Consider the following 26813-nt stretch of genomic DNA (forward strand, 5'->3'; position numbering starts at 1 on the left):
CTCCGTCACACGTCCAGCAGTGGCTTGTGCTTGAGGTGCTTGGCGAACACCTGCATGAACTGCGGATCGACGCGCGCGCCCCACACCGCCAGCGAATGACCGACGATCCAGAGCACGACGCCGGGAATCCAGAGTTGCAGGCCCAGGCCCACGGCGGCGGCCAGCGTGCCGTTGGCGATCGCCACGGTGCGCGGTGCGCCGCCCAGCAGGATTGGCTCGGTCAGCGAGCGATGCAGCGGCACCTCGAAGCCCGGCAAGTCGCTGGCCGTGCTCATACGACGGCCCCGCCGGAGAAGCTGAAGAACGACAGGAAGAACGAGGATGCGGCGAAGGCGATCGACAGACCGAAGACGATCTGGATCAGCTTGCGGAAGCCGCCGCTGGTGTCGCCGAATGCGAGGGCCAGGCCCGTGGCGATGATGATGATGACCGCGACGATGCGCGCAACCGGCCCCTGGATGGATTCGAGGATGGATTGCAGCGGTGCCTCCCAGGGCATCGAGGAACCGGCGGCCTTCGCCGTGCCCGCCGTCATCAGCGAGATGGCGGCCAGCAGCAGGCCGTGATGCGCCGGGCCGGCGAGGCGACGCAGGCGCGCGAGGTACGAAGCCGGATTTACGGAAAAGCGGAAAGCAGGGGCGTGCATCTGCGTCATGGCAGTTCTCCAGAGGGGTTGAGAGATGAGGAAGACAGCGGCAGTTCTGGAAGCGGCGCCTCCAGCGCATCCGCCAAGCGGTAGCCCACGCCGTCGAAGCCGACGACGCGGGCGATGCTTTCGATACGACGGCGCCGGCCGCGGCCGGCGATGTGGATGACGACATTGACCGCCTCGGCGACCAGCGCCCGCGGCGGATTCACGGCGACTTCGAGAATCAATTGCTCCAGGCGCAGCAGTGCGCCGAGCGCGGAACCGGCGTGGATGGTGGCGATGCCGCCCGGATGGCCTGTGCCCCACACCTTGATGAGATCCAGGGCCTCGCCGCCGCGCACCTCGCCGACGATCACGCGATCGGGACGCAGGCGCATCGTGGCGCGCACCAGCTCGGTCATCGACACGACGCCGGCGCGGGTGCGCAGCGGCACGTGATCGCGCACAGTGCATTGCAGTTCGATGGTGTCTTCGAGCACCAACACGCGGTCGCCCGTTGCGGCGATTTCCGCGAGCAAGGCATTGGCGAGCGTTGTCTTGCCGGTGCTGGTGCCGCCGGCGATCAGGATGTTCTGCCGCTCGCGCACTGCGCGGCGCAGGAACTCGGCCTGCTCGGCGGTCATCATCCCGTCGGTGACGTAGCGATCCAGCGGGATCACGCCAACCGCGCGCTTGCGCAGTGCGAAGGCCGGCCCCGGCGCCGCAGGCGGCAGGATGCCCTCGAAGCGTTCGCCCGTTTCCGGCAGTTCGGCGGTGAGCAGCGGCTGGCCGCGATGCACCTCTGCGCCAACATGCGCCGCGACCAGACGGATGATGCGCTCGCCGTCTTCCTCGGACAGCTCCGCGCCCATTGGTGCACGGCCCGACGACAGGCGATCGATCCAGAGCGTGTGGTCTGGATTGAGCATGATTTCCACCACGTCAGGGTCTTCGAGCGCTGCGGCGATCAGCGGCCCCATCGCCGTGCGCAACATGCGGATGCGCCGGTCGAGCGACGTAGTGGCGAAGGACTGCGGCTGCGCGCTCATGAGTCGCGCTCCTGGTCCTCGCCCAGCTCCGCCGCGCCATCCTGCCGTGCCACATCGGGGTTCAGTTCCTCCACCACTTCACGCACAAGGCTGCGTCCGCGCATCAGGTGGCGGCCGAGCTGCTCGACGAACTGCTCGAACCGCGCTTTGCCTTGCGCGCGTGCGGCCTCCTGATGGGCTTCGGGAACCGGCGTACTGACGGTCAGGAAGTAGCGCACGAACAGCGCCAGCGTCTCGATCTCGATGTTCTGGTCGCGCTCCAGCCGCTCGAACTGGCGCGTCAGCCGATCGAGCCGTTTGGCGATGGCGGCCTCGCGCTGGTCGCCCGCGTCGGGCGACAGCCAGGACGCCAGCGCTGCCGCGACGATGGATGACTTGGACACGCCTTTCTTGGCGGCCAGCTCGTCGAGGCGCTTTGCGTGCTCGTGCGGAATGAACAGGTTGAGGCGGTACTGGCTCATAGCTCGATCCCGTCGTGTTGGTCGAGGGAAGCCAGCCGGGCCGTGCGCTGCATGGCCGGGTCGAGCTGGCGAGGAAGCGGCAACGGCGCGTCGTCGTCATCGAGCAGCGCCAAGTCGTTGGCCACCAGTTCCTGTTCGGGGCGGTATTCGGCGACCTCGGACAGCTCCGGCTGACGGCGCGGGCCGCCGTCGTCCGTGGTGCCGGCGTCGCCGCCGGCCAGGCCGACGGCTGAGGGAGCAACCGGAACAACAGGGATAGCCAGCCCGCTCCAGTCGTCAGGACGAACCGGCGGCGCATCGACGTAGCGCCCGACCGCGAGCGCGGGCGGCGGCAGCACGCGGCGCTTGAAGTTGGCGTCGGCGTAGTAGCGGAGCTTCTTGGCCCTGATCGGCGCGACGCTGGACACCATCACCACGGCATCGTCCGGTGGAAGCTGCATCACTTCGCCGGGCGTCAGCAGCGGGCGCGCCGTCTCTTGGCGCGACACCATCAGGTGCCCCAACCACGGCGCGAGCCGATGGCCGGCATAGTTGCGCTGTGCGCGCAGCTCGGTCGCCGTGCCGAGCGTTTCGGAGATGCGCTTGGCGGTGCGTTCGTCGTTGGTGGCGAACGTCACGCGCACATGGCAGTTGTCGAGGATCGAATGGTTCTGGCCGTAGGCTTTGTCGATCTGGTTGAGCGACTGCGCGATGAGGAAGCTGCGGATGCCGTAGCCGGCCATGAACGCCAGCGCCGTCTCGAAAAAGTCGAGCCGACCCAGCGCCGGGAACTCGTCGAGCATCAGCAGCAACTTGTGGCGACGTGCGATGCCGTCGCTGCCGTCGAGCGATTCGGTCAGGCGTCGGCCGATCTGGTTGAGGATCAGGCGCACCAGCGGCTTGGTGCGGCTGATGTCCGAAGGCGGCACGACCAGGTACAGCGAAACGGGATGGTCGGCGGCGATCAGATCGGCGATACGCCAGTCGCAGCGAGAGGTGACTTCGGCTACCGTGGGATCGCGGTACAGGCCCAGGAACGACATGGCGGTGGACAGCACGCCCGACCGCTCATTGTCCGACTTGTTCAATACCTCGCGCGCGGCGGATGCGACAACGGGATGCGGCACGTCGCCCAGGTGGCGCGTCGTCATCATTCGATGCAGCGTCAGCTCGAACGGGCAAGCCGGGTCGGAGAGGAAGTTGGCGACGCCGCGCAGCGTCTTGTCCTCGCCGGCGTAGAGCACATGCAGGATGGCGCCGACCAGCAGCGCGTGCGAAGTCTTCTCCCAATGGTTGCGGCGTTCGAGTGCGCCTTCGGGATCGACGAGGATGTCCGCGATGTTCTGCACATCGCGCACCTCATGCGCGCCGCGCCGGACTTCCAGCAGCGGGTTGTACGCGGCCGATTTCGGATCGGTCGGGTTGAACAACAGGCAGTGCGAGAAGCGCGAGCGCCAGCCGGCCGTGATGTGCCAGTTCTCGCCCTTGATGTCGTGAATGACGGCTGACGCCGGCCAGCTCAACAGCGTCGGCACCACCAGGCCGACACCCTTGCCGGAGCGTGTCGGCGCGAAAGTCAGGACGTGTTCCGGGCCTTCATGTCGTAGGTATTGGCCGCGATGCAGGCCGAGGAAGACACCGGCCGGCTTGTCGAGGCCGGCTTTGCGAATGTCGGCAACTTCGGCCCAACGTGCAGAGCCGTAAGTCGTGACCAGCTTCGACTGTCGCGAGCGCCACACCGACATAGCGATGGCGACCACGACGGCGACCAGGCCGCTGCCGCCCGCGATCGCGCCACCAGTGTCGAAAATGCGCGGCGCATAGGCATCGTAGGAGAACCACCACTCGAACAACCGCCAAGGGTGATAGACCGGCGTGCCGAAGAAATCGAACCAGGGCGAGCCAAGGCGTAGCTGATAGCCCAGGGCGGCGGCTGTCCACTGCGTGGCGGTCCACACGCCGGCAATCACGATGCCGAACACGACGCCGACTTGCCCGAACAGCACGCCTTGACCTTGCATCCTGGCCTCCGCTTTCTCCTCGTTGACACGCAGCACAAAGGCGTGCCGCACACGTGAGGATCGGAGTCATGTCAGGGGCGGTCAAAGACCGTTATCGGAAGAAATGTCGAGAAAAAAGCAAGATTTCGCGTCGCGGCGAATCGAGGAAAAATTCCGCGAGCAACGGCGTGTTGCAACGTATCTCGTTAGGAAGGCGAAATTTCGTGCGAGTCCGTGGCAATCAGAACTTGGGGGCTTCCTTCGGCGGGTTGTAGGGCGTCTTGCCATCCCCCAGGAAGCGGCGGTTCGTCGCTTCAGCCACGCGATTGCATAGTTCGTCGCCTAGCTTGGCACGATCCGTTTTGCACTGCGCGCGCAGCTCCTTGAGTCTTTCGGGATTGGCTACCAGCGACTCCACTGTTTCGGTTGGCTCGGGCTTGCCGCAGGAGGCCAGCACGACGGCGAGTATCAACAGCATGCTCTTGTTCATGTCTCTGGTTCCTCCGAAGGATCAGATTGGGGTGGTGTGGAAGGCTTCTGTCCACCGGACGATTCGACAGTGCTGACTCTCTCGATGAAACGAGCCAGCGGCTGCGAAGGCTCGCCGTCCAGACGCAGCAGATAGGTGGTGAGCATGGGTGTGCGGCCGGCCAGCGGACGTGCCACTACGCCCGGCTCGCGGCTGGCCGCGATCTGCGAGGCGCCAGCCAATCCCAAGGCAAAGCCCGCCGATACCAACGCCATCATTAGGTCGATAGTTGTGACTCGCTCGGCAATCAGTGGCTCCTGCTCCACTCGGCGCAGCGCGCGATCTACCTGGCGTGCATGACCCTCGCAGGCCAGAGGATCGCCGAGTACCAGCGGATAGTGCAGCACCTCTTCCAACGGAATACGTTTGTACTTCAAGAGTGGATGTCGAGCAGGCACCGCCACCATCAGAGGATCGTCCCAAACGGGTTCCGCGATGACTCCATCGCCAACCTCGTACGATTGCGCGAACCCTACGTCGTACAGATCGTCGTGAAGGCCCTTGATTTGCTGCGTAAGCGGAACCTCGGACAAGCGAATCTCGATTTCGGGCTCTTCCTGCCTGCACAACGCCAGGAATGTAGAAAACCGCGACGGCGTGATGCCGTCCGACAGCGCGACCCGCAACTGGCCATGAAAGCCGTTGGCGGCGGCTTTCACACTGTCGCGGGCCTGCTGTAAAGCGGTGAACACTCGCGGCACATGTTCTTGAAACAGCTTTCCTGCGCGAGTCAGCCGTGTGCTGCGCGTCGTGCGAACAAACAACTTGACGCCCAGGTCTTCTTCCAGCTCTTTGATCGCCCTCGAAAGAGGCGACTGTTCGATATGCAGTCGTTCGGCGGCGCGAGCGAAATGGAGTTCTTCGGCTACCGCGAGGAAGCAACGTAGGTGTCGAATCTCCATCTATCGCCTCCCTGTCATTGGCGCCTAGATCACTTCATCGGCTACATCGATCAAGTGGTGGCTTTCGTTGATGCGTTGGATGGTGAAAGTCTCTCCATCAATGGAAATTTCATTGATGCAGCACGGCTCCTGCTTGATCCGCCAATAGCGGGACAAGGACAAGCCGAGGGTGTGCGTCAGGATCACCCGGTTGATGCTGTCGTGACCGACCAGAACCACAGTCTGGCCCTTGTGCTTCTTCAACACCCGTTGCAGCACGCTGATGCCGCGCGCCAGGACCTGAGCGAGCGTTTCGCCGCCGGGGATGGCGGCGAGGTCCGGTGCCTCGAACCATATCCGATGTTCCTCCGGCCAGCGGGCGCGCACTTCGTCATGCGTGAGACCCTGCCATTCGCCATAGTGCGTGTCGGCCAGGTCATCGAGAATTTCAGGCTTGGCGCCTGTTGCCTCGCCTATCTCCGCACCAGTGCGCACGCAACGGCCCAGCGGACTGGTGTAGATCGCATCAGGCTTCCATGTTTGGGCTACGCGCCGGCCGAGAGCCTTGGCCTGTCGCTCCCCCAGCTCGGACAATGGAATTTCGGCCCGTCCACGGAAACGTTCGGGGGCTATCCAATCCACGTGGCCGTGGCGTGTCAGGATGATGGTCGTCATAAGGTCTTCTCCATGTAGCTAAAAAGATCAGTCACCGCACGAACGCGGCATGTCCGGCATAGACGGCGGCCTTGCCCAGCACTTCTTCGATGCGCATGAGCTGGTTGTACTTTTCGACGCGCTCGCCGCGACATGGCGCGCCCGTTTTGAGATGGCCTGTGCCCAGCGCCACGGTGAGGTCGGCAATGAAGCTGTCCACGGTCTCGCCGCTGCGGTGCGACACCATTGCACCCCAGCCAGCCAGATAGGCCGTATCCACTGCGGCACGGGTTTCGGTGAGCGTGCCGATCTGGTTGGGCTTGATGAGCACCGCATTGGCTACGTCCTCCCGGATGCCGCGCTCGATGCGTTCTACGTTGGTGACGAACAGATCATCACCAACCAGTTCAATCCTGCTTCCCAGCGCCTGATTCAGCAGCTTCCAGCCAGTCCAGTCGTCTTCCGCCAGTCCGTCTTCCAGCACGGCGATGGGATACCTGGCGATCCAGTCGGCATACAGCTCCACCATCTGCTCCGCTGTGACATGGTGGTCTTCGCTGCGCAGGTGGTACAGACCGTTCTCGTAGAAGCCGCTGGATGCAGGATCGAGCGCAATCACCACATCCTCGCCGGGCGTGTATCCGGCACTCTCGATGGCCGCCAGGATCAGCTCTACCGCGTCGCTGTTGTGCTTCAAGGCGGGAGCAAAGCCGCCTTCATCGCCGACTGCCGTGGAGTAGCCACGCTCTTTCAACGTGGCGTGTAGGCGATGGTAAATCTCTGCACCCCAGCGCACGCCTTCGGCGAAGGTTGCCGCGCCAACCGGAGCGATCATGAATTCTTGGAAGTCCGTACCCTGCCAGTTGGCATGCACGCCGCCGTTGAGGACGTTGAACATCGGCACCGGCATACGGCAGGCTTGCGCGCCGCCCAGGTACTGGAACAGCGGCAGCCCGGCCGTCTGTGCTGCAGCCCGCGCGACGGCCAGGCTGACGCCCAGGATGGCGTTGGCCCCGAGCCGGGCCTTATTCGGAGTGCCGTCGAACGCGATCAGGGCGTGGTCGATGGCGGCTTGATCCTTTGCGTCCAGGCCATGCAAGACGGCTCCAATCGCCTTGTTGACGTGGGCGACGGCCCTGCACACGCCTTTGCCTGCATAGCGGTACGGGTCGTCGTCGCGCAACTCGACCGCCTCATGGATGCCAGTCGATGCACCCGAAGGCACGGCTGCCCGGCCGGTCGCGCCGCCAGCAAGCCGCACATCCACCTCGATGGTGGGATTGCCACGTGAATCCAGAATTTCGCGGGCGTGTATCGTCTGGATCGCAGACTCCATAGCTGACTCCGATGCAAGAAGGCGGAAGGACATTACGCAGGGTGCCGGGGCATCGGGAGCAATGCCGCAGCCCCTGCTCAACATGAGGTGTTCTCAATGGCCGGAACCGTTCCCGTCCAGTTCCGCACCCGAGAGGCAGGCGGTGGTGTTGTCCGCCACGCTGGCACGGCACGCCGCCTCATCCGGCATGCGGTCGTACATCAAACCGCCTTCGACGAAGCTGACGTGGTACCAAGCTGACTCTTTCAAGCGCGGCTGAATACCGGCAAGCCACAGCAGAGCAGCCGCCCACAGGATCAGGCCGGCCAGCAGGTTGTTGTTGTCCCTGAACCAGTCGGACAACGTGGGTTCCGGTGGAAGATTGCGAACGGTCAACATGGTGAGTCTCCTTATGGTTGGGGCAAAAAACTTTCGGCTGATATACGTTTACGTCACGGCCTTGCCCACGCGCCCGTACTCGACAGGCACTTTTACGTAGGTCAGGTTGATGTCTTCCTGGGCGAGCGCGTCCATCAGGCGCTGGCATGCCGCCTCGTCCACCGAGACGGTGATGGCGAGCGGCTGGTCCGCCAGCTCGAAGAAATGCGCGGAATGGAAGCGCCCGGCGTGGTCGAAGCCTTCCGCGGCGCCGACCAACGTGCCGCCGGCGGCGCCCTGTTCCTTAGCGAATTTCAGCAGCCACTCGCCAATGGGCGTGTGCCGGTGCCTGCGGTCTTGTCCCGTGAAGAACGTGAGTTGATAGCCTTTCATAGCAGCTCCTTGGGTCATGGTTGGCGAATGACGGAAACCGTGGCCATGCCAAGCACCGTCATCGCGAGCGAGCCGCCCACGTGCAGTGCCAGAATGCCGGCCGACCACCCCAGGCGGCCGTCGCGCAGCAGCGTCAGCAGTTCGGCCGAGAACGTCGAGAAGGTGGATAAGCCGCCGGCCAGGCCGGTGATAACGAACAGCCGCCAGGCCGGCGACAGGTTCGGCGCCGAGCCGAAATAGGCGATGGCGGCACCCACGATGTAGGCCGCGATCAGGTTGGACGCCAGGGTGCCCATTGGGATGTGCGGCGCAAGCGCGTTCATGCTCAAGCTCAGGCCGTAGCGCATCAGCGCACCGATCACCGACCCGATGCTCACCGCGAGGATTGCGTATGCGCCGGCCATCGTTAGCTGGCCTTGCTGGCATGTGTCGCATGCGCGGCGCGGTGGCGACCCAGCGGCAATTCGCACAGGAACAGCACGGCATGCACCTTGCGCAGTTCCTCGGCGTGCTCGTGCATGAACTCGCGCAGGCGCTCCTCGGTATCCAGCAGCTCCAGGCATTGCGGATGCCGCATGCCGGTCAATTCGGGATGGTGGTGCGACATGCGTTCGCCCGGCAGGTAGCCGGAGCTGACCTGATGCAGCATGGCCTGCACGATGTTGGCCTGCTTGGCGACCGTCAGCAGATGATGCGCCAGCGCCGGCGCGCTCAAGTGATGCCAGAAGCGCGTGACCTTGGCTTTGGTGGCGATCGGGAAATACAGCCGCAAGGCGGCGATATGCTGCTGACTGGCTTTTGAGGTCATTGGGCGTTTTCCTTGGTCGTGACGGATGTTTCGGCCTTGTTCTCCGGCGGCGGCGGGTCTTCTTTCGCCGACTCGTCCTTCTGTTTGCGGAAATGCGCGAGGTCGGCAATGCGCAGTTCTTCGGGAACGGCGTTGCGGTGCTTGCTGTGCTTGCTGTGGCCCACGCGCTGCGCGTGGTAGATGCCCGTGTGGCCGGAGAACAGATAGGCCGTGATGCAGCCGACGGCGGCCAGCGGGCCGATTTCCGCGCCGAACAGTTCCATCGCCATGAGCGTGGTGGCAATGGGCGTATTGGCAGCGCCCGCGAACACGGCGACGAAGCCGATGCCGGCCAGCATGGGAAACGGCAATTGCAGCAGCGGGGCCAGGGCGTTGCCCAGCGTCGCGCCGATGTAGAACAGCGGCGTGACTTCGCCACCCTTGAATCCCGTGCCCAGCGAGACGACCGTGAACGCCATCTTGCCGAGGAAGTCCCAGGGCGCCATCGGCTCCTGGAAGGAGCGCACGATGTCAGGGATGCCCAGGCCTATGTAGCTGTAGGCATCGAGCGCCCACACCGCCGTGGCGATGACGATGCCGCCAGCAGCGGGCCGAAGCGGCGCGTAGTGAATCAGGCGTTTGACCCACGCGCTCAATTTGTGGGCGGCCGTGGCGAACAACATGCCCACGAGGCCGAACACGATCCCGGCCGCGACCACCGCCATCACGCTCCAGAAACTGATGGGCAAGATTTCGCCCATCACGTAGTGCGTGTGGTGGACGCCCCAGGCCAAGCAGACCTGATCGGCGACGATGCCGGCCACGACGCACGGGAACAGCGCGTCGTAGCGCATGCGCCCAATGGCGAGGATTTCAAGACCGAACACGGCGCCGGCCAGCGGCGTGCCGAACACGGACGCGAAGCCGGCGCTGATGCCGGCCATCAACAGGATGCGCCGGTCCTCGTGCTTCATGCGAAACAGGTGGGTGAGCTGGTCGGCCAGCGCGCCGCCCATCTGCACGGCGGTTCCCTCGCGGCCTACCGAGGCACCGAACAGATGGGAAACGACGGTGCCGCCCAGCACCAGCGGAACCATGCGCAGCGGCACGACCTTCTTGGGGTCGTGGATCTCGTCAATGATGAGGTTGTTGCCGCCATCGACGGTCTTGCCCATCAGGTGGTAGATCCACCCGACAGCGAAGCCGGCTACCGGCAGCAGCCAGATGACCCAGCGGTGCGCCTCGCGCCACGCGGTGGCGCGATCCAGGGACACGAGAAAGAAGGCGGAAGCGGTGCCTGCCAGGAAGGCAACCAGGCTGGCGATGACAAGCCACTTGCCGATGTAGGGCAGCAGCTCAAGTTGTTCGGGACGGAATCGGCGCATTGGTCATGTCTGCTCGAAATGAATCGGGCTGACCAACGGCAAGGGATGTGAACGCGAGCGCCTACAGCCCCCGACCGTGGTCAGGTGTCTGTAGGCGTCATCAGCAGCTAAGAAATCGCTGCGGTTAAAAGGAGGAACGCCATCTCCTACCACGTAATTTACCGCATCCCCGTTGGCGCGTCCACATTGATTTCATCCGACGTGTGTATCCAGAACAACAGGTATGCCTTATTGAAACAGTTGATTTGTTACGGCGGTTTCACTATCATTGTTCGCATGAAAATTCAGAACTGGCTGTTGCTCACGTACAAGGTGCCCGCCGAACCCGCCAAGAAGCGCATCGCTATCTGGCGAAGGCTCAAGGGCATGGGAGCCATCTATTTGCAGAACGGCGTCTGCCTGCTGCCCAAGACCGACGACCACACTCGCCGCCTCAAGATCATCGAGAACGAAATCGACGAAATTGCCGGGGAGTCGGTGCTGCTGGAGACCGTCGCGCTGGACAAGTCCCAGGAGGAAAAAGTCGTGGCGCGCTTCAAGGCCGATCGCGATGAGCAATACACCGAATTCATCGCCAAATGCGACGACTTCGACGCGGAGATTGCCAAGGAGACGGCGGCCAGCCACTTCACCTACGCAGAACTCGAAGAAAACGACGCCGACCTCAAGAAGCTTCAGACGTGGTTAGAGAAGATTCGCAAGCTCGACTTCTACGGCGCTACGCGGGCCGTCGAGGCGCAGCAGCGCCTGCAGCGCTGCGAGGCGCTGCTCGACGCCTATGCCCAGCGGGTCTTCGAGTCACACGACGAAAACCGCTGAAAGGAGCCGCAATGAAACTGACCGTCCTGACCTACAACACCCTGTTCGCCGGCCGCGATGGCGCCAACGACGCACGTGCCCAGGCGCAAATCGACCTTATCAACCAGGTGCGGCCCGATGTGTTTCTGATGCAGGAAGCCAAGGGCTTCGATGCCAATGGCGGCGCGTGGCTGTATGCCACGGAAGATCGCATCGGCATGCGCGGCTTTCTCGCCATCGCGCCGCGTACCGGCCAGAACGTCGCCATCTTCATCCGCGAGCCGCTGCGCCCGCTCGCCTTCGACGCCGATGGCGCGCACTTCCACCACGCGCTGGCAACGCTCAAGGTGGCCGTGCCGGGCAGCAGCGAACCGATCACCTTCATCAGCGCGCACCTGTGCCCCAACGGCCCCGAGGTACGACGCCGCGAAGCGGCTTACCTGGCGGTGCAGGCCGCCCCGGACCGGCTCACGCTGGTCACTGGTGACTTCAATTCGGCCTCGCCGCACGATCCCGAGCCGGAAGGTTTCGACGCGCTGCCGGCGCAGCATCGCGCCCGCTACCTGGCCGACGATCTGCAAAGCGCCGACCGTAGCGTGCTGGCGCATCTGGAGGCGGCTGGGTGGGTCGATCTAGGCTACCGGCTGGACCCGGCCAAGGTGGCAACCGTGCCCACGGCCGGCTTCACGGGCACCGAGTTTGCGACGATGCGCTGCGACTACCTGTTGGCCTCCGCTTCGCTCGCCCAGGCGGCGCGGCATTACGAGGTGATCCGCACGCCGGCCACGGATGGCGCCTCGGACCACTACCCCGTCCTCGCACGCTTCGAGTTACAGCAATGACCTCGGAGCCCGCCCATGCTGCCTCCGACACTGGCCGCGCGCCTGCGCCTGCGGCCGCTTAACGACCAACATCACGAATTGCCCTCCATGCAGAATGAACTACAAGAAGCGGCTCCCGAAGCCCCCGCCACGACGAAGGGCTGGTTCAATCGCACCGTCGCTGGCGCGGGACTGACCAGCGCCCTGGGCGACTTCTGCTACGAAACAACAACGGTCATCCTGCCGGGCTTCCTGGCCGTGCTGGGCATCCCGGCGGCGGCGCTGGGCATCATCGAAGGCATTGCCGATGCCGTCGCCAGCTTCACCAAGATGGTCTCCGGCTATATCGCGGACAAGCTCGGCCACCGCAAGAGCCTCGTGCTGGTCGGCTATACGCTGACGCCGGTGGGGCAGATCTTCATCGCGCTGGCGGCGGGCTGGCCGCTGCTGCTGCTTGGACGGCTGGTGTCGTGGTTCGGCAAGGGACTGCGCGGCCCCTTGCGCGACGCCATCGTGATCCAAGCCGTCAGCCCGCAGACGCGAGGCCGTGCCTTCGGCTTCCACCGCGCGGTGGACACCATCGGCGCGGTCATCGGCCCCTTGCTGGGCGTGGCCGTGCTGGGCTGGGCGCAGTCCCTGCATTGGGACGATGCGGCCGGGCCGTTCCGCTTCGTCCTCTGGCTGTCGGTGATTCCGGGCGTGCTGGCCGTGCTGGCATTCCTGGCCCTGGTCAAAGACCCAGAGCATTCGCCCAATCCGGGCCTGCGGCTGTGGAGCACGCTGCGCGGCCTGCCGGGACGCTTCAAGCGCTACCTAGGCGCGGTGGGAATATTCGGCCTGGGCGACTTCTCGCACAGCCTGCTGATTCTCGGGGCGACGCAATTGCTCACGTCGTCGCTCGGCGTCGTACAGGCCGCGCAGGTTGCCGGGCTGCTGTACGTTGGCCGCAACGTGGTTCAGGTGCTGGCCTCCTATCCCATCGGCGCATGGGCCGACCGTATCGGCTCGCTGCCGCTGCTTGTGGTGGGATACGCGCTCGGCGCACTGACGGCCGTGTTGATGGTCCTGGCCTTCTGGTTCCATACCGCCAGCGTGCCGCTGCTCGCCGGGGTCTTCGTTGCCGCCGGGCTGTATGTCGCGGTGCAAGAGGCCCTGGAATCCACCGTGACGGCCGACATGGTGGGTCCCGAAACGCTGGCGACCAGCTACGGCGCGCTGGGCACGGTCAATGGCGGTGTGAAATTCCTTTCCAGCGCGACGGTCGGTTTGCTCTGGACGGCTGTTTCGCCAGTGTTCGGGTTCGGTCTCGCTGCTGCCTTGATGGGCGCCGGCACGTTGGCCTTGTGGCGCATCCAGCGAGGCGGCGCAGCCTCCTGACGGATCGCTGGCTCTCCGACTTTCGTGGAGTCAAGGCGATGGTCGCCGGGACACGGGATTAGCCCACGGCGGGGCCTCGTTGCCTCCCCAGCTCCCAAGACACGGCGCCGCCGCGCACGTTCGCGGCAAGCTGCTGGCCCAGGCGATGTTCGATCACCGGCTTCCACGGCACCAGTGAGAAGCCCATGCCGTCATCGAGCATCGCGTAGCGCCCACTGGCGAGCACAACCGAACGCCGGTAGATGCCAACCACGCGCTGCCCGTCCGTGAGGGGGCGATGCGCCAGGCCGCTTTCGGCGGCAATGTCCTTCGCGGCCTGCACCAGCTCGCGCCCGCGCAGCGTCGCCAGCAGGTTGCGCGCGAGGACGACGCGCTGCCCGCGCTGCTCGGCCAAGCCCTGTTCAGTCAGAAAGTCGGCGCGCTGGCGTAGCGCGTCCTTCACCTCGGCCCCAAAGCCCAGGTCGCCCAAGCCCTTGCCGCCTCCGATCAACTGCTGATCGAGCCAGGTGGCGCCGACGACGCGCGCTTGGCGCTCGATGGGTAGGTGCGATTTCAGTTCCACCGCCACGCCGCCGCCAAGGCGCTGCGCGTCGTACTGGCGGCCCTGCTCGGTGAGGTCGTCGGGCACTCGCCAGACGCCTTCGGCCTCGCGCTCCACGATGCCGGCGCGGCGCAGGGCTTCGAGCCGGCGCACGTGCGCGGCCACCACCTCACGCGGATCGCGGTCGGGCGTAGCCTGTCCTTGGGCAAGCGCAAGATGGTGGTCGGTTCGGTACACGCCACCAACGGACAGTGCGGCGATGTTGCGGTCGGCAACGCGCACGTTGGCCGCCCTTTTCACCTCTATCACGGCCCCGGTCGGGTACTGCTCCAACTCCGAGCGCGGCGGCAAAGCGACGTAATGCGCCTTGCCGTCCGTGCCATCGACGATCAGATAGCCCTTGTCGTACAACTCGTCCGCCAGCCCCTTGCCAGCGACGCGACCGACGATGGCGCGGCCAGCCTCGCCGGGTTGGAACACGACCAGCTCGCGCTGCTTGCCACTCATAGCCCGCTGCATCGTGCGGATGATGTCGCCGCGCTCGCCCATTGCCCGCAAGGCCGGCTCGGCCTCGGCGTGGACGGCCCACACGCCGGGCTGTTGCTCGCTCGACAGGCCCATGCGTTGCAAGCGTTGCAAACGGCCGATCAGCATTTGTCGCTGGCGTTGCAGCCGGGGTTCTGCGAAGCGTTCGATATGCACCAAGCCGTCGTCGCCGGCCTCGCGCTGCAAGGTGCGATCCAGACCTGTCCATCGCTCCTGTTCGACTTCGCGCAGCATTGCCTGCTGCATCTCCAGCTCGGTGCGCGGCCCCAGCCATTCGGTCGCCAGCTCCGACGCACGCCGACGCATCCCTTCGGCGATGTAGTCATGCGAAATGATGAGGTCTTTGCCGGTGTCGTCCTTGCCGCGCAGAACGACGTGCGTGTGTGGGTTGTCGGTGTTCCAGTGATCGACGGCCACCCATTCCAGCCGCGTGCCCAGGTCGGCCTCCATGCGCGCCATCAGGTGCCGCGTGTAGGTTCGCAGGTCGTCGAGCTGTTCGGCGTCCTCCGGCGAAACGATGAACCGGAACTGGTGGCGGTCGTCGGCACCACGTTCCTTGAACACTTCGAGGTCGGCGGCATCGGTCGTCGGCCCGTAGGCATGGCCTGGGCCGCCTTGGCGATCGACGCCTTCGCGCTCGATGTAGCGCAGGTGCGCAGCAGTGGAGCGCGGCCCCGCCTGTGCCAGATTGACCAGCCTCGCCTTGATCGTCACGCGCCGGGCGTTTGCCCCAAGTCCACGACCAGCAAAGCGAGCGGCGACGTGGCCGCGCCCTAACCGGGAACCGGGTCGCTGGCCGACCTTGCCAGCCGCCTTGCCGAGCTTGGCGCCGGCCTTGTTGGTCTGGCGCAGTACCTTGTTGATGAAGGCGTCGCCACGCTGCTTCGGCGCACCAAGTCGAACGCGGAATCGGTCGTCGTCCCGGCTGCTCATGGTGCGGTTACATCCAAGGCCGTCGCAGTCCAGCGGACGAAGCACGCGGTTTCGCCAACGGCGATGCGGCGTTGCGCACCTTCGCGGCACGCTGCCGCCCCCTGGCGCGTGCCGCGCCACCCCCATGTGCAGACAAGGTTTCCAAGCGGCCACGTGCCGCGACCTTTTATCTTGCCTTCCGCCTTTGCCCTGCGCTGTCGCTCCGGGCGTCGGCGGCCCGGCGGCGCTGCGCTGCTTGCAGCCAGCGCGCCGGCGAACGCGCCCACGGCCACCGGCCGGGCGCGTTCGAGGCAAGACGCCTGCACGTGTGAAAGCAATGCCGGATGCTGCGCAACGTGCGACGCGGATGCGCTCGCACGACATGCGCGACGACACGGCAAAGGGCGGCAGGACGACACGCCGGATGGCACGATGAAGCGCAGCGAATCGGCGGCCATCATCAGCGTGTCTCCAACCAGACCGGATGCGCGAGGCCGAGCACGGCCGATGCGCGCACCGGCCCGAAGTAACGGCTGTCGAACGACGCGGGATTGGTCACGCTCAGCAGGAACAGCTCGCCCGGTTCGAGGCGGCGGCACTGCTGCCAGGATGGCAGCGGCCGGCCCATGCGGTCGGCAGGCAATGCGGCGGCCACTGGCACGCCGTCGATGCGCACGCTGCGACCGACAATACACACCTCCTGCGGCGCGACGGCACCAACGCGCTTGAGCAACGGAATGCGCGTCGGCAGGTAGCCGCGCCGCGCAGCCAGCGCAGCGGCTTCGGCCGGCAAGGGCACCAGCACGATGCTGTCCACGGACAACGGACGTGACAGCAAGGCGGTATGCGGGTCGAACGGTTCGATGCGATACCAGCCGATCGCCACGCTGTCGGACGGGTTGTAGGTCAGGCGCGGCAGCGGCGACACGAAGGATGCCCATGCCAGCGCAGCGAAGCCGCCGATGGACAGGCTCGCCAGCACGAGGCGAGCGCGCAGACGCGAGCGAGGACGCGGCGCTGTTCCAGTGGTGTTTGCGGACGTGGGAAGCGTCGTCATGGCAGCGCCCTCCCGGCGAGCCAGGCGGCGTGTCGCTCGGCGGTGTACTCTGGCAGCGGCAAGCGTGCCGCGAGCCGGTTGCCGAGCGTGCGCCAATACGCCGGCGAAGCGGCGTTCGGCGCAATGCCCAGCGCCTCGATGGCGTCGAGCTGTGCCAACACGGCGCGCACGGCGGGTTCACCTTCGGCGTGCAGCAGCAGGCGCGCGCCGGGCAGCACGCCGGGAATGCGCTGTGCCGCGTCCAGTGGTGTGCAAGCCTGCATCACCATGAGCTGCCAGCGCACGGTTCCGTAGTCGTTGGCGTGCCAGCGGATGCGGCAGAACATCGCGCCAGGCAGGAACACCGCGACGCGACGCCAGCGGTCCAGCCGGACGATGCGCGCGGGCTCGCCGAAGCGCAGATACAAGTCGATGCGTTGCTCGACGTAGGCGAGCGAAACGCGGGTCAGCGGCGCGGCGCCGGCCTGGCCGGCGAGCACTGCGGGCGATGGCGGCGGGGCAGCCGTGGCCGCCAGAGCGGATGCGTTCATGAGGTCCTCTCCGGGAACTCGCGTTCGAGCAGCGCGCGCAGCAGTTCGGCGACAGTCACGCCCTGCGTGAACGCCGATACCTTGATGCGGGCGCGCATCGCAGGCGTGATGTCGAGGGTCAGGCGCGCGGTGTAGAGGTCGCCTTTCTGGACGCCGTCAGCGTCGCCCTGGCGAATCCACGCCTCGGCGTGTGGATTCGCCGGCGGGCGCACGCCGATGGCGATGCGTTTGCCATTGCGCTCGCTCATGCAGGCCACCGCAGCAGTTCGTCGGTGAGCGCGGCGATCTCGCGCGCGGCGGCGCTATCAGGCGCCATTTCGCGTGCAAGCCGGCCAGCGGTCACGCTGTCGGCAAAGACGATGCGCTGATGCACTTCCGAGCGCAGCGCCGGCAGCGGCTGCTCGGCGAGCGCGCTGCGCGCCTCGCGTCCGATGACGGTGGTGCTGACGCGACGGTTGACGACGAACGCCGCGCGCAGCGCAGGCCGGAACACCTGTGCCTCGCGGATCAGTGCCACCATCTCGGCCGACGCCCACAAGTCGTAGGGACTCGGTTGTACGGGGATCAGCACACGCTCGGCCGCCAGCAGCGCGGAGCGTGCCAAGGCGGCAATGCGTGGCGGGCCGTCGATGACCACGTGATCGGCGCGGCGGGCCAGCTCTGGCGCTTCCTGGTGCAGCGTCTCGCGGGCGAGGCCCACGGCGCTGAACAAGCGCGGCAAGCCTTGCTGGCTTCTGCGCTGCGTCCAGTCCAGCGCAGAACCTTGCGGGTCGGCATCGAGCAGGACGACGTGCTGGCCGCGCATCGCCAGCTCGCCGGCGATGTGTGTGGCAAGCGTGGTCTTGCCAACCCCGCCTTTCTGGTTGAGCAACGCGACGATCATGGCGCGGCCCTCCGTGTGTGAAGGCCAGGCTTTCGCAGTTGCCCGCAGTACCGTTTCGCGGTTTTCCACCGAAACGGCGCGCTCTTATTAAAAGTTAGAGTATTTGAGTTAGGGAAGTTAGAGCACACCGAAACCCGCGCCACTATTGGCTTTCCGGCGATTTCGCACGCCTGATAGCACGATAGGGACACGCCTGATAGCACGATACCCGGCACGCCTGATAGCACGAGGCCGTCCACACGTTTTCCCCGAGTTATCCCCGTGCCGTGGACGGCACCGGTCGAAAGGTCAACAGTTCCTCGCCGGTATCCAGCGTCCGTTCGATGCCGAGCACATAGCCGGGCAGCGACTGCCGCGCGACCAGCGCGCGCAGGTCGCAAGCGAAGTCGTAGGGCTTCGCCGTGCTGCCCGATTTGCGGTGCAGGTGCCGGAAGTCGAACTGCCAGCCGCCCGGCTGTTTGCCGCCGTGCTTGCGCACCAGGCGGTACAGCCACCGCTCGATGCCGCCGGTGAGCTTGAAGTAAGCCGGGTCGATGGTCAGCACCAGCGCGGCGTCGAGCACGCCGGCATAGAACCAGTCCGGGAGGATTAGCTCGATGCCCAGCGGCGTGCCGCGGGCGTCGGCCAGCTCCTTCCATTCGTTGATCCACGAGAAGCGATGCAGGCGCCGTCCGGTCGTCTCGCGGATGGATGTGGCCACGCTGGTCGATTGCAGCCGATCGAGCGCGGCCTTGAGGCGCTGGTAGTCGCGCAGCGACGTGCCGCGCCCGATGAAGCGCAGGATCTCGTAGGGCGTCGCGTGCATCAGGCGCGACGGGCGAATGCCTGCGTCTCGCGCTTCCACGATCTGCGATGCCGCCCAAATCAGCACGTCCGCATCCCAAATCGTGGCGATGCCATGCTCCTGCGTGCCCTCCACGCGCACGGTGACGCCACCGGCGCGGAAGTCGATCGGCGCCGTGCGCCGCGACTTCGCTAGCGAGAAGAACGGAAAGGCCATCAAGTCCTGGCTGTCGCGCGGCGCCATGTCGCCCGGCAAGGCGCGGAACAGGTCGAGCTGTTCCCGCTCCCGCGATGGGCTGGGCATGGCGATGGCCACCGGCGAGCCATCCGTCAGCGCGCACGGCTGTCGGCCGAGTGGTGCTCGGCGTATTCGGGGTCGGACGTAGCCTCGAAGCTGCGCTGGTCGGCCCAGGCGTCGAGGTCGGCCACCGCGTACATGACACGGCGGCCGAACTTGCGGAACTTCGGGCCGCCGCCGATCACTCGCTGCTTTTCCAGCGTGCGCGGCGACAGCCGCAGGTACTCGGCGGCTTCGTCGTTGGTAAGGTAGCGTTGGGGCTGCGCAGGCGCAGCGGCAGCAGCGGCAGCAGGCCGCGTGGGTGCGGGTCGCATCGGGTGAACCTCCATCGGTCAGAAACGCCGGCAGCACCAGCGCAGCCGGATGGAGGCAGTCTCAAGATAGCGACGGGTTGCGCAGAGGGTCGTTTTGCAGCGCAGGCAAAACGACCCTCCCCAGGTCATTCGAGCTGTACCAGGCGGCGGTAGCCGCCGCGCATCAGCGATTGGCCGCGCCGTACCAGGCGGCGCACGCGCGAGCGCAGGCCGCCATCGGTGTACCAGCCGGTTGCCACGACTTCAGCGCCGAACAGCCCTTCAGCTGTCTCCCGCAAGGACGCGCCCGCGAGGGTCGCGTCGAGCGCCTGCAAGGTGTGCAGTTCCAGCAGCGCGGCGGGCGTGGGCCGCGAGCGGGCCGCTGCCATAGGCACGGCCGCTGTGTCCACCGTCGCCAGTTTGTCCAGCTCGGCCGCGATCGTGCGGTAGCTCGCGCAAGGCGCGGCGCACGCGCGGATGGCATAGAGGTAGGCCATGCCGTCGGCCAGGCCCGGCGCGAGTGCAAGCCGCACGCAGCAGCCGGGCCAGCGTGCCGTCAGCACCAGGCGCTTGCCATCGTGGATCAATTGCTTGTTGCCGGGGACGTGCCAGAACTCGAAGGTGTGGGCTTCCGGTGGCGGGTCGGCATCCGGGTAGAGCTGGAGCACGCCGTCATGATCGGGGAACCAGACAGGATGCGCGTCGCGTGCATCTTGGCGCGGGTCTTCGAGCAGGCGCAGGCCCCATTCGTGCGCTGCGTCCGGCCGGCGGCGACGGCGCCGCCAGTCGCGCCGGTACTCGGGATGGCGGCGCAAGTATTCCCAGGCGAGTGCGGGACCGTCCAGGTGCAGCACGTAGAGATAGGCGGCGGTCGGATACCAAAAATCGTTGGTTCGATCAGTCATGAGGCAACCTCCCTGTTGATGGGAACGTCGCCACGGACATCGAAATGCAGGACTACAGCCTCATCGGCAATTTGTCATTCAGGCGGGCTAAGCTGGTGGTAATCAAGTCCGATTGACTCCGAAGCCTTGCATGGGTTGTCCGAGTGCGACGGCTGCGCAGCTCGGAAATGGTGCGCAGCGTCAGGCACCCTGCCGGAAGCGGTGCACTGCGTCGTGTCTCTTTCGGTCAGGGTCGCACCCGCTTGGTGCAAGAGTGACGATTCAGACCGCAACTGTCTCGAACTAGACCGAGAAAGACACAATCCGCCCCGCTCAGTCGGGGATGGAGCCGTCACGTTGCGCGACTTGCACGTATTCCGATAGCGGTCGTGCTGCACGGAAATACAGGTCGCGCAGGACCGGCCGCTGCTGCGGCCCGACGATGCCGGCCAGGTCGGACAGCTTGACTGTCCCAAGCGACGGCATCCCGATGCCAAGGTCGATCAGTCCCCAGGCGGTATCGCCGTCTGCGGGGTCGAGCGCGGCCAACAGCCAAGTCGCGTGCGCATCGGGCGTGAACAGCCGCACCACCGGCAACGGGTCGATGCCTTGACCGGCTGTGCGCGCCGCGCCGACGGCGAGCAGTTGCGCACGTTGTTCGGTAGTGACAAGCGGCTGGGTCATGGCCGGGAATCTCACGAAACCGCAGATGCACGGACACGCTTTGCCGCCAAGACGTGGAAGCATCGAAGCGGATGCGTGCTTTCGTGCGAAAGCACGCAGGCGTAAGCCATCGAATCCGTACATGCACGGAAACGCAGAAGCGGCATTGTGCAGGTCTGGAAAGACACGGATGTGACTCTCTGGTTCGGTCGAAATCCGCATCTGCGGATTTCCGTAAAGGGACGAATACGTAAATCAGTATCGCCAAATGAACACTATAGATTGTAGCCCTATAGAGCGCAATCGGCTGTCATCTTGGTTTTTCAGGGGAAACCATAGGTGGCGGCGAAGGACTCATTGGCGACGGCAATACGGACGGTCAGGAAGGCGCGTGGCTTGAGCCAGGAAGCGTTTTCCGACGTGTCCAGCCGCACGTATATGAGTTCACTGGAGCGCAACCTGAAAAGCCCAACCCTGCACAAGCTGACCGAGCTGTGCGAGGTCATGGAAGTGCATCCGCTCACGCTGCTGACGTTGGCCTACGCCGGCGACAGCACGCGCAAGGCCGATCAGCTTCTGGCGCAGGTGCGCCAGGAGCTTGAGGCTGTCTTGAAGGAACGCGACGCGCCATAGGCGCGTGCGTGACGTGCTGCGCCAGCAGCACGGCGCCCCGCCGCAAGGGACGGGGCGCGGTGGGCGGCGTCAGTCCGCCTGCTGCGGCTTGCTGCGCGACCAGATCAGGTCGTGCGTGCCGTTCTCGCCTTCGATCAGGCGGGCGTAGACCGTTGCCGGGAACGAAGGATCGTCGAGGGTCACGGACAGGTAGTCCCGTCCGGCCTCGCTGGTTTTCTTCCACGCCGCGCCGATGTCGTGGCCGGCCGCCTGCAGACGGAAGTCCGGGGCTTTCTCGTTGTCGCCCTTGTCGTTGGGAACCAGCTTGACCTTGACGTTGAGCGTCAGGGTGCGAAGCGTGCCGGTGAAGCCGTCTTTCTCTGCGGTGAAGGTGCCGATGTTAGCCATGATGTTTCTCCTTTCGGGTTGAACAAGGTCGCGCCAGTGCGTCCTTGTTGTGAACCGGCCGGCGAGGGATGGGCGGGTCGCACCGCGCAGCGGTCGCAACAGCGTGGAGAACCTGGAAGCGAAAAGAATTTGTCCCGCGAGGAATGCGCGCAGCGCAGGGGAAATTGTTTTCGCTGCAAGGTTGCGGCCATGAAGCCCAGGGCGCAGCCGTGCCCTCGCCAGGATTCACGACAAGCCAAGGACGCACGGGCCGCCCGCTCCCGAAAGGAGACATGGCTGACTCGCTATCCCCGCGTGACGGCTGCACCGGCTTGCACCCTGACGCGGCAAAGGCCATCCGCCAGCGACAAGGCGAGAACGCCCCTTGCCGCCCGCAGGCGGCCTTCGTAGTTAAGGCGTGGCGTGGAAGCTCCATAGCGAGGCCGGGCGGCGTGTCGGTGAACCACCGTCCTTTGTGACGTACAGGCGGCGAACCGTCAGCGTCGAGGACGGCACGTTTTGGCACAACCTGTCGCAGCAAGCCGGGGCGTAGCCCCACAAGCCCGCCCCTTGCGGCGGGGCGCCATCGAAATCTTGCCAGCGCCAGCGGGCGCGGATTGCCGTGCCGCGTGCAAGGCACTTGCACGCCCGCCCCGTCGCCGCCTGGTCGAAGGCGGCGACGGGGCGATTTTGCTGTGGGCGTTGAAAACCGGGCGCGGCCACTGCCGCGCCCGGTTCGGGTGATAGCCCCGGCGCTGTGCGCCGGGGCTATGCGACTACTTCACGCGGCCAGTGCGTGCGCTTCCTCCTCGCTGGTGGCATCTTCCGGCGCGTCGGCGTCGGCCTCGTCCACCACCACCGGCACGCCTTCCGGCTCGGTGTGGTGGCCGGTCTGGAATACGGCAGGCATCCAACCCGTACCATCCGCCAGCCGTTCCGCTTCGCTGGCAATGTCGCCTTTTTTCAACTTTGACAGGCGGGTGACGTGCGCCGGGGCGTACTGGTTTACGGCTTCCAGAATCACGGCCTTGGGGACGTGCTGGAAATAGCCCTCGGCGGTCGGCTTCCACCATGCGGCCATGTCCAGCTCCACGGCCTGCGCCACTTCCGCGCCGGGCTGGTGCTGCGCAGCGCGAGGCGTCACCACGTCCACCGTGGAAGCCACGCACACGGCAAGCAGGCGCACCAGTTCATCTTGCGACTTCGTCAGCAACACGGCGAACAGTTCGGCGCTTTCCTCCGGCAAGGTTGCGCCCGCGACTTCCTGCAAGGTGCGCAATGCTACGGCGGCGGGCGATTCCGACACGTCCGGGGCAAGGCTTTCCAGCCGGTCTTGCACTTTCAGGCTGACGCCAAGCGGCAAGTCATGTCCGTGGTAGCGGTCTTGCAGCACGGTTTGCACCATGCCATGCACCAGCGCAGCCAGTGCCACCAGCGGATGCCGGGCGACTTCGACTTGCAACGCCGCCGTGCGGTGGGCGCTCAACCGCTGCGCCAGCCGATCGGACACGCTGGCGGTCTTGGGCGCTTCGGGTTCGTCGCCTTCGTCGTCGTTCGCGCTTTCCCCGACGAATCCCTGCCGCAGCTTTTCCAGCGTGCGCAGTGCCTTGGCCTCGGCCTCGCGCAGCAGGCCGCGATGAATCACGGCTTCGCCGTCGCGGTCGAGAGTGACGATGGCACCGGCCACGGCGCGCACGTCCGGCGCGTAGCTTTGCAAGGCTTCTTCGATGGCTTGCAGTTCCCCGGCGACGTGTTCGCGGCGTTCTTCCAGCGTTGCCGCCTTGTCCTCGTCCTCGGCGTCGTAAGCGTCTTCCAGTTCGGCGTCGATTCTTTCGAGGTGGGTTTGCAGCGAGGCGAAGCGGCGGGCTTCGCGGGCGGTCGGCTCGCGGCGCTGGCGCGGCGCGTTCTGGAACGCCTGCCGGTCGGCGGAACTGATGTGCGGCGTAGCATCCACCCACGCCCAGCCTTCGGCACGCACGCCCTCGGCCAGCGCGTCCAGCTTGCCGCGCACCAGCGTTTCCAGCAGTGCGGCGTCGGTCAGGTAGGTTCCGGTATCGCCTTCAGCGAACAGGTCGCGGCGGGTGCCGCCGCCTGCCGCCGTGTAGGTGTCCAGTCCGGCGAAACGCACCAGCGGATGCGCGGCATTGATTTCGCGCTCGGTCAGGCGTTCGCGCAGCGCGGACGCGCCACGCTGCCATTCCGGCGCACCGTAATACGCGGCTTCCTGCGCGGCGTGGTCGTCGGTGACGGTCAAGGCCATCAACTGTTCCAGCGTTGCGGTGCCGGCGCGGTAATCGACCAGCAGGCGCGGCGAGACGTTTGCCAGCTTCAAGCGGCGCTGCACCACCAGCGGGGTCACGCCGAAGTCAGCGGCAATGTCCTCGATGGGTCGGCCTTCCTTGACCAGTGCGGCAAAAGCCGCGAACTGATCGGCGGGGTGCATGTTCTCGCGCTGCACGTTTTCCGCGAGGCTCACGGTACGGGCGGACGCATCGGCCACCAGCAGGCACGGCACTTCGTAGTCGGCGGCGATGCGCTTCTTCTTCGCCAGCAGCTTCAACGCGGTCAGGCGGCGGTCGCCCGCCACGACTTCGTAATGCTCGCCATCTGCGGCGGCAATCACGATGAGGTTTTGCAGCAGGCCGACGCGGGCGATGCTCGCGGCCAGTTCAGGGATGGACTGGCGCGGAGTCGTGCGGACGTTGCGCTTGGAGCGGCGCGGCAACAGTTGCGACAGCGGAACCAGAATCAGGTTCTTGGTCGGGTCGGCCACTTCCAGCGGCGTGGCGGCTTCAACGGCGAAGGCTTCGGTTTTGAGAACGGCGTTCATGGTGATAACTCCTTGCGGTTAGGGATGCAGCAGCGAAGGAAGCGGCAAGGGCTGCTGCCTGCCCCTGCCGCGTTGGGGTTCAGGCTTTCAACTGGCGCAGGCCATCGGCCAGCAGCCACAAGGCGCGATTGAGGCGGATGCCGTTGTCGATGCCTTGCACCGGGCGCGTGGTCTGGCGGCGACCATTCGCGGCGCGGGCGGACAGGCCGCCTTTGATGAGGTTTTCTTGCGTGCGGTTGAACACGCTCCACAAGTCGCGGCGGCTGTCGTCATGACGGCGCGGCATCAGGATTTGCGATTCCGTGATGGGCGCGGGCTTGTCCTCGTCGTACTTCAACGCCAGCGCAGCGCGGGCGAAGACTTCCGATTCCCCTGCATCCAGCGTGATTGCCTGCATGGCATCGCGGGATTCCTGCGCTCGGTCGAAGCCGTGCAGGACTTCGTAAGCGCCTTCGATGACCTGCGCGGCCACATCGCCTTTGTGGGGTACGCGCACGTCCGCCACGGTGTCGCCACAGACGAGGCCGTTCTGGCACACAAAGCGGAACATGCCGGCGAGCATCTGATAGCTGCTCGTGCCGTCGTGGGAGTTCAGCAGGATGATTTCGTTGGCCTCGCGGCCGTTGATCTGGCTGGCGTGGCGTAGCCGGATCATGTGCTTGGTGTAGTCGCGGCGGTCGTCGGCGCGCACGCGGGTCTGGCACACCATGAAGGGCTCGAAGCCTTCACCGCGAAGTTCTTGCAGCACCGTGGCGGTGGGAATGTAGCTATATCGTTGCGAGCGGCTTTCGTGCGGGGCGTCCGCGAAGATGGAAGGGGCTACGGCTCGGATTTGGTCATCCAACAAGGGACGTTCCGAACGCAGCACCGGCGAACGGGAAGCGAAGCGGGATGCGAGTTGCATGGCATTTCTCCTGACAAAGAAAAAAGGGTTTGCTGTTCACACCGCACACCGGATTCCTAGATTCGGAGCCCAGCCTTTCGGCTGTTCGGTGCGGTCGGCACGAGGAACCCGGTTGGCCCTGTTGCCACCGTCTTTCCTGAGTTCATCGCCCGCGACGGTCAGGAGCGCGCGGACGGGGGCCGTCAAGGAAACAAGCGCAGGGTTGGTGCGGCCCGCAGGCGCAGCCGAGGACACGGCCCTGCGCGCCTTGACGGCACACGGACGCGGGCTACAGTCGCGGACAAGGTGATGAAGTCAGGGGAGACGGCTGGACATGGCAACGGCCGCCTCGATGTGAAGACCGCACGCAAGCGAAGCGCGCAGGCCCGAAGCTGGAAGCCAGGCCGTAGGCGTCAGCGATGTGGAAGGCTGGCGATGGCCAGTCCCGTCAGGGATGAGCGGATAGCGAACCTGGAACAGCGCGATCCGCGAAGCGGAGACGCACAAGTTATTCGTTTATTCTCTACTCTTGATATGTGCGACTCGCACTCGATGATGGGGGAAAAATGAAGATGATGCTCGCCAGTGTGCTTCGTGCAGGCGATGTTCTGCTTTGCTACAAAGATGCAAAAATCGACCCGATTGGCAAAGGCATCACCCGAGTAACAAACAGCGAATACACGCACGCCGCGATTTGCATTAGCTCCAGCATTGCGGCAGAGGCAACAGTTTTAGGTGGCGTATCCAAGGTTGAGATTGAAAATCTCATCAAACGCTACGATCATGTCGCGGTGTTCCGTCAACCTGATGCGTGGCGACCTCCAGAGCGCGTGCAAGCCATGAACGCTTTTATAGATTCCATCGTGGCGTCTGGAGCGAAATACAACTTACGCGACGTAGCAACTTTTAAGAAAAGGAATGAGGTTCACCAGCTATCGCTTACCGACCAGCTCCATGCGTATTTCAACGGGACCTACGCTCCGGCACCAGTCGAGAAAGGTAGTTATTTCTGCTCCGAGCTTGTGGCAAGTTGTTTTGTCGTCACCGGCTTTATAGATCCTAGCGCGGCCGTCGTCTACAAATCAGATGTCACTTCGCCTGGCGCATTAGGGAGAGATCCAACTTTCGGAACATTCTTCGGTTATGTTTCGACCGTGCCAAATTACTCGGTTCCGGCAACGGATGAGTTTATTAACCGCTCGACATTTAACGACATATTCGGCAGCGGCGCATAACACCGAGGTTCAGCGTCGATAGTTGAAAGCATCAGATTGAA

General features: G+C 65.2%; 31 protein-coding genes and 1 riboswitch. Of the genes, 5 read left to right on the forward strand and 26 right to left on the reverse strand.

Annotation, left to right across the window (positions count from 1 at the left end; genetic code table 11):
* Positions 1 to 5 precede the first annotated feature (5 nt).
* The 14 genes from AC3G2C_RS10805 to AC3G2C_RS10870 form a co-directional block, all read right to left on the reverse strand.
* Positions 6 to 275: a VirB3 family type IV secretion system protein gene (locus AC3G2C_RS10805; RefSeq protein ID WP_024569782.1), complete on the reverse strand. Its 270-nt coding sequence runs from the start codon at positions 273 to 275 to the stop codon at positions 6 to 8.
* Complete coding sequence (locus AC3G2C_RS10810; protein ID WP_017515337.1) at positions 272 to 655, reverse strand: TrbC/VirB2 family type IV secretion system protein; 384 nt, start codon at positions 653 to 655, stop codon at positions 272 to 274. The genes AC3G2C_RS10805 and AC3G2C_RS10810 overlap by 4 nt, the downstream gene beginning before the upstream one ends.
* The gene (gene trbB / locus AC3G2C_RS10815) at positions 652 to 1623 is read right to left on the reverse strand and encodes a P-type conjugative transfer ATPase TrbB (protein WP_488384732.1); all 972 of its coding nucleotides are present in this window, start codon (positions 1621 to 1623) and stop codon (positions 652 to 654) included. Before trbB ends, AC3G2C_RS10810 begins: the two co-directional genes overlap by 4 nt.
* 50 nt (positions 1624 to 1673) lie before the next feature.
* Entirely contained in the window at positions 1674 to 2138 is a 465-nt protein-coding gene (locus AC3G2C_RS10820) for a CopG family transcriptional regulator (RefSeq protein WP_488384627.1), read from the reverse strand.
* The gene (locus AC3G2C_RS10825; protein ID WP_035882068.1) at positions 2135 to 4138 is read right to left on the reverse strand and encodes a conjugal transfer protein TraG; all 2004 of its coding nucleotides are present in this window, start codon (positions 4136 to 4138) and stop codon (positions 2135 to 2137) included. Before AC3G2C_RS10825 ends, AC3G2C_RS10820 begins: the two co-directional genes overlap by 4 nt.
* 220 nt (positions 4139 to 4358) lie before the next feature.
* Positions 4359 to 4607, reverse strand: a complete 249-nt coding sequence (locus AC3G2C_RS10830) for an EexN family lipoprotein (RefSeq protein WP_035882067.1) — start codon at positions 4605 to 4607, stop codon at positions 4359 to 4361.
* Complete coding sequence (locus AC3G2C_RS10835) at positions 4604 to 5548, reverse strand: LysR family transcriptional regulator (RefSeq protein WP_488384628.1); 945 nt, start codon at positions 5546 to 5548, stop codon at positions 4604 to 4606. Before AC3G2C_RS10835 ends, AC3G2C_RS10830 begins: the two co-directional genes overlap by 4 nt.
* A 24-nt stretch (positions 5549 to 5572) precedes the next feature.
* Entirely contained in the window at positions 5573 to 6202 is a 630-nt protein-coding gene (locus AC3G2C_RS10840; protein WP_035882066.1) for a histidine phosphatase family protein, read from the reverse strand.
* 31 nt (positions 6203 to 6233) lie between these two features.
* Positions 6234 to 7517 carry a phosphopyruvate hydratase gene (gene eno, locus AC3G2C_RS10845; RefSeq protein WP_488384629.1) on the reverse strand — a complete coding sequence of 428 codons (1284 nt, stop codon included), beginning with the start codon at positions 7515 to 7517 and terminating at the stop codon, positions 6234 to 6236.
* Between the two features lie 93 nt (positions 7518 to 7610).
* Entirely contained in the window at positions 7611 to 7895 is a 285-nt protein-coding gene (locus tag AC3G2C_RS10850) for a hypothetical protein (protein WP_035882063.1), read from the reverse strand.
* Between the two features lie 48 nt (positions 7896 to 7943).
* Positions 7944 to 8267: a DUF190 domain-containing protein gene (locus AC3G2C_RS10855; protein ID WP_017514237.1), complete on the reverse strand. Its 324-nt coding sequence runs from the start codon at positions 8265 to 8267 to the stop codon at positions 7944 to 7946.
* 14 nt (positions 8268 to 8281) lie between these two features.
* Positions 8282 to 8671, reverse strand: a complete 390-nt coding sequence (gene crcB / locus AC3G2C_RS10860) for a fluoride efflux transporter CrcB (protein WP_488384630.1) — start codon at positions 8669 to 8671, stop codon at positions 8282 to 8284.
* A 2-nt stretch (positions 8672 to 8673) separates the two neighbouring features.
* Positions 8674 to 9075: a hypothetical protein gene (locus tag AC3G2C_RS10865; RefSeq protein ID WP_035882062.1), complete on the reverse strand. Its 402-nt coding sequence runs from the start codon at positions 9073 to 9075 to the stop codon at positions 8674 to 8676.
* Positions 9072 to 10439 (reverse strand): voltage-gated chloride channel family protein, encoded by a 1368-nt coding sequence (locus AC3G2C_RS10870; RefSeq protein WP_035882061.1) that lies wholly within the window; start codon positions 10437 to 10439, stop codon positions 9072 to 9074. The genes AC3G2C_RS10865 and AC3G2C_RS10870 overlap by 4 nt, the downstream gene beginning before the upstream one ends.
* 84 nt (positions 10440 to 10523) lie before the next feature.
* Positions 10524 to 10595: riboswitch (Fluoride riboswitch) on the reverse strand.
* A gap of 75 nt (positions 10596 to 10670) precedes the next feature.
* Here AC3G2C_RS10870 and AC3G2C_RS10875 point away from each other — a divergent pair.
* Genes AC3G2C_RS10875 through AC3G2C_RS10885 form a run of 3 tightly spaced genes read left to right on the forward strand, consistent with a single transcriptional unit; the run spans position 10671 to position 13435 of the window.
* Complete coding sequence (locus AC3G2C_RS10875; RefSeq protein ID WP_488384631.1) at positions 10671 to 11258, forward strand: Chromate resistance protein ChrB; 588 nt, start codon at positions 10671 to 10673, stop codon at positions 11256 to 11258.
* A gap of 11 nt (positions 11259 to 11269) precedes the next feature.
* Positions 11270 to 12079, forward strand: coding sequence for an endonuclease/exonuclease/phosphatase family protein (locus AC3G2C_RS10880; protein WP_024569788.1), 810 nt, complete (start codon positions 11270 to 11272; stop codon positions 12077 to 12079).
* A 15-nt stretch (positions 12080 to 12094) separates the two neighbouring features.
* On the forward strand, positions 12095 to 13435 hold the full coding sequence (locus AC3G2C_RS10885; RefSeq protein WP_488384632.1) for an MFS transporter: 1341 nt from the start codon (positions 12095 to 12097) through the stop codon (positions 13433 to 13435).
* A 58-nt stretch (positions 13436 to 13493) separates the two neighbouring features.
* Here AC3G2C_RS10885 and AC3G2C_RS10890 read toward each other — a convergent pair whose 3' ends face one another.
* The 9 genes from AC3G2C_RS10890 to AC3G2C_RS10930 form a co-directional block, all read right to left on the reverse strand.
* On the reverse strand, positions 13494 to 15455 hold the full coding sequence (locus AC3G2C_RS10890; protein ID WP_488384633.1) for a DUF3363 domain-containing protein: 1962 nt from the start codon (positions 15453 to 15455) through the stop codon (positions 13494 to 13496).
* A gap of 439 nt (positions 15456 to 15894) precedes the next feature.
* Positions 15895 to 16491, reverse strand: a complete 597-nt coding sequence (locus AC3G2C_RS10895; RefSeq protein WP_488384634.1) for a S26 family signal peptidase — start codon at positions 16489 to 16491, stop codon at positions 15895 to 15897.
* Positions 16488 to 17021, reverse strand: coding sequence for a DUF2840 domain-containing protein (locus tag AC3G2C_RS10900; protein ID WP_035882056.1), 534 nt, complete (start codon positions 17019 to 17021; stop codon positions 16488 to 16490). The genes AC3G2C_RS10895 and AC3G2C_RS10900 overlap by 4 nt, the downstream gene beginning before the upstream one ends.
* Positions 17018 to 17269 carry a chromosome partitioning protein ParB gene (locus AC3G2C_RS10905; protein ID WP_488384635.1) on the reverse strand — a complete coding sequence of 84 codons (252 nt, stop codon included), beginning with the start codon at positions 17267 to 17269 and terminating at the stop codon, positions 17018 to 17020. The genes AC3G2C_RS10900 and AC3G2C_RS10905 overlap by 4 nt, the downstream gene beginning before the upstream one ends.
* Positions 17266 to 17904: a ParA family partition ATPase gene (parA, locus tag AC3G2C_RS10910; RefSeq protein ID WP_488384636.1), complete on the reverse strand. Its 639-nt coding sequence runs from the start codon at positions 17902 to 17904 to the stop codon at positions 17266 to 17268. Before parA ends, AC3G2C_RS10905 begins: the two co-directional genes overlap by 4 nt.
* Positions 17905 to 18157: 253 nt before the next feature.
* Positions 18158 to 19003, reverse strand: coding sequence for a replication initiator protein A (locus tag AC3G2C_RS10915; RefSeq protein WP_035882053.1), 846 nt, complete (start codon positions 19001 to 19003; stop codon positions 18158 to 18160).
* A gap of 14 nt (positions 19004 to 19017) precedes the next feature.
* Positions 19018 to 19299, reverse strand: a complete 282-nt coding sequence (locus tag AC3G2C_RS10920) for a helix-turn-helix domain-containing protein (protein WP_035882051.1) — start codon at positions 19297 to 19299, stop codon at positions 19018 to 19020.
* A 125-nt stretch (positions 19300 to 19424) separates the two neighbouring features.
* Positions 19425 to 20183 (reverse strand): DUF2285 domain-containing protein, encoded by a 759-nt coding sequence (locus tag AC3G2C_RS10925; protein ID WP_488384637.1) that lies wholly within the window; start codon positions 20181 to 20183, stop codon positions 19425 to 19427.
* Between the two features lie 312 nt (positions 20184 to 20495).
* Entirely contained in the window at positions 20496 to 20846 is a 351-nt protein-coding gene (locus AC3G2C_RS10930; RefSeq protein ID WP_060121932.1) for a DUF2958 domain-containing protein, read from the reverse strand.
* A gap of 318 nt (positions 20847 to 21164) precedes the next feature.
* Here AC3G2C_RS10930 and AC3G2C_RS10935 point away from each other — a divergent pair, with 318 nt between their 5' ends.
* The gene (locus tag AC3G2C_RS10935) at positions 21165 to 21458 is read left to right on the forward strand and encodes a helix-turn-helix domain-containing protein (protein ID WP_017514199.1); all 294 of its coding nucleotides are present in this window, start codon (positions 21165 to 21167) and stop codon (positions 21456 to 21458) included.
* A gap of 69 nt (positions 21459 to 21527) precedes the next feature.
* On the opposite strand, the gene AC3G2C_RS10940 is transcribed toward AC3G2C_RS10935, so the two are convergent.
* From AC3G2C_RS10940 to AC3G2C_RS10950, 3 genes are all read right to left on the reverse strand, one after another.
* Positions 21528 to 21845, reverse strand: coding sequence for a DUF736 domain-containing protein (locus AC3G2C_RS10940; protein ID WP_017514200.1), 318 nt, complete (start codon positions 21843 to 21845; stop codon positions 21528 to 21530).
* Positions 21846 to 22605: 760 nt separating this feature from the next.
* The gene (locus AC3G2C_RS10945) at positions 22606 to 24654 is read right to left on the reverse strand and encodes a ParB/RepB/Spo0J family partition protein (RefSeq protein ID WP_488384638.1); all 2049 of its coding nucleotides are present in this window, start codon (positions 24652 to 24654) and stop codon (positions 22606 to 22608) included.
* 79 nt (positions 24655 to 24733) lie between these two features.
* On the reverse strand, positions 24734 to 25558 hold the full coding sequence (locus AC3G2C_RS10950; protein ID WP_488384639.1) for a DUF932 domain-containing protein: 825 nt from the start codon (positions 25556 to 25558) through the stop codon (positions 24734 to 24736).
* Positions 25559 to 26103: 545 nt separating this feature from the next.
* Here AC3G2C_RS10950 and AC3G2C_RS10955 point away from each other — a divergent pair.
* Positions 26104 to 26772 (forward strand): C40 family peptidase, encoded by a 669-nt coding sequence (locus tag AC3G2C_RS10955; RefSeq protein WP_488384640.1) that lies wholly within the window; start codon positions 26104 to 26106, stop codon positions 26770 to 26772.
* Positions 26773 to 26813: the final 41 nt, after the last annotated feature.

The sequence above is a fragment of the Frateuria sp. sgz306004 genome (assembly GCF_057750885.1).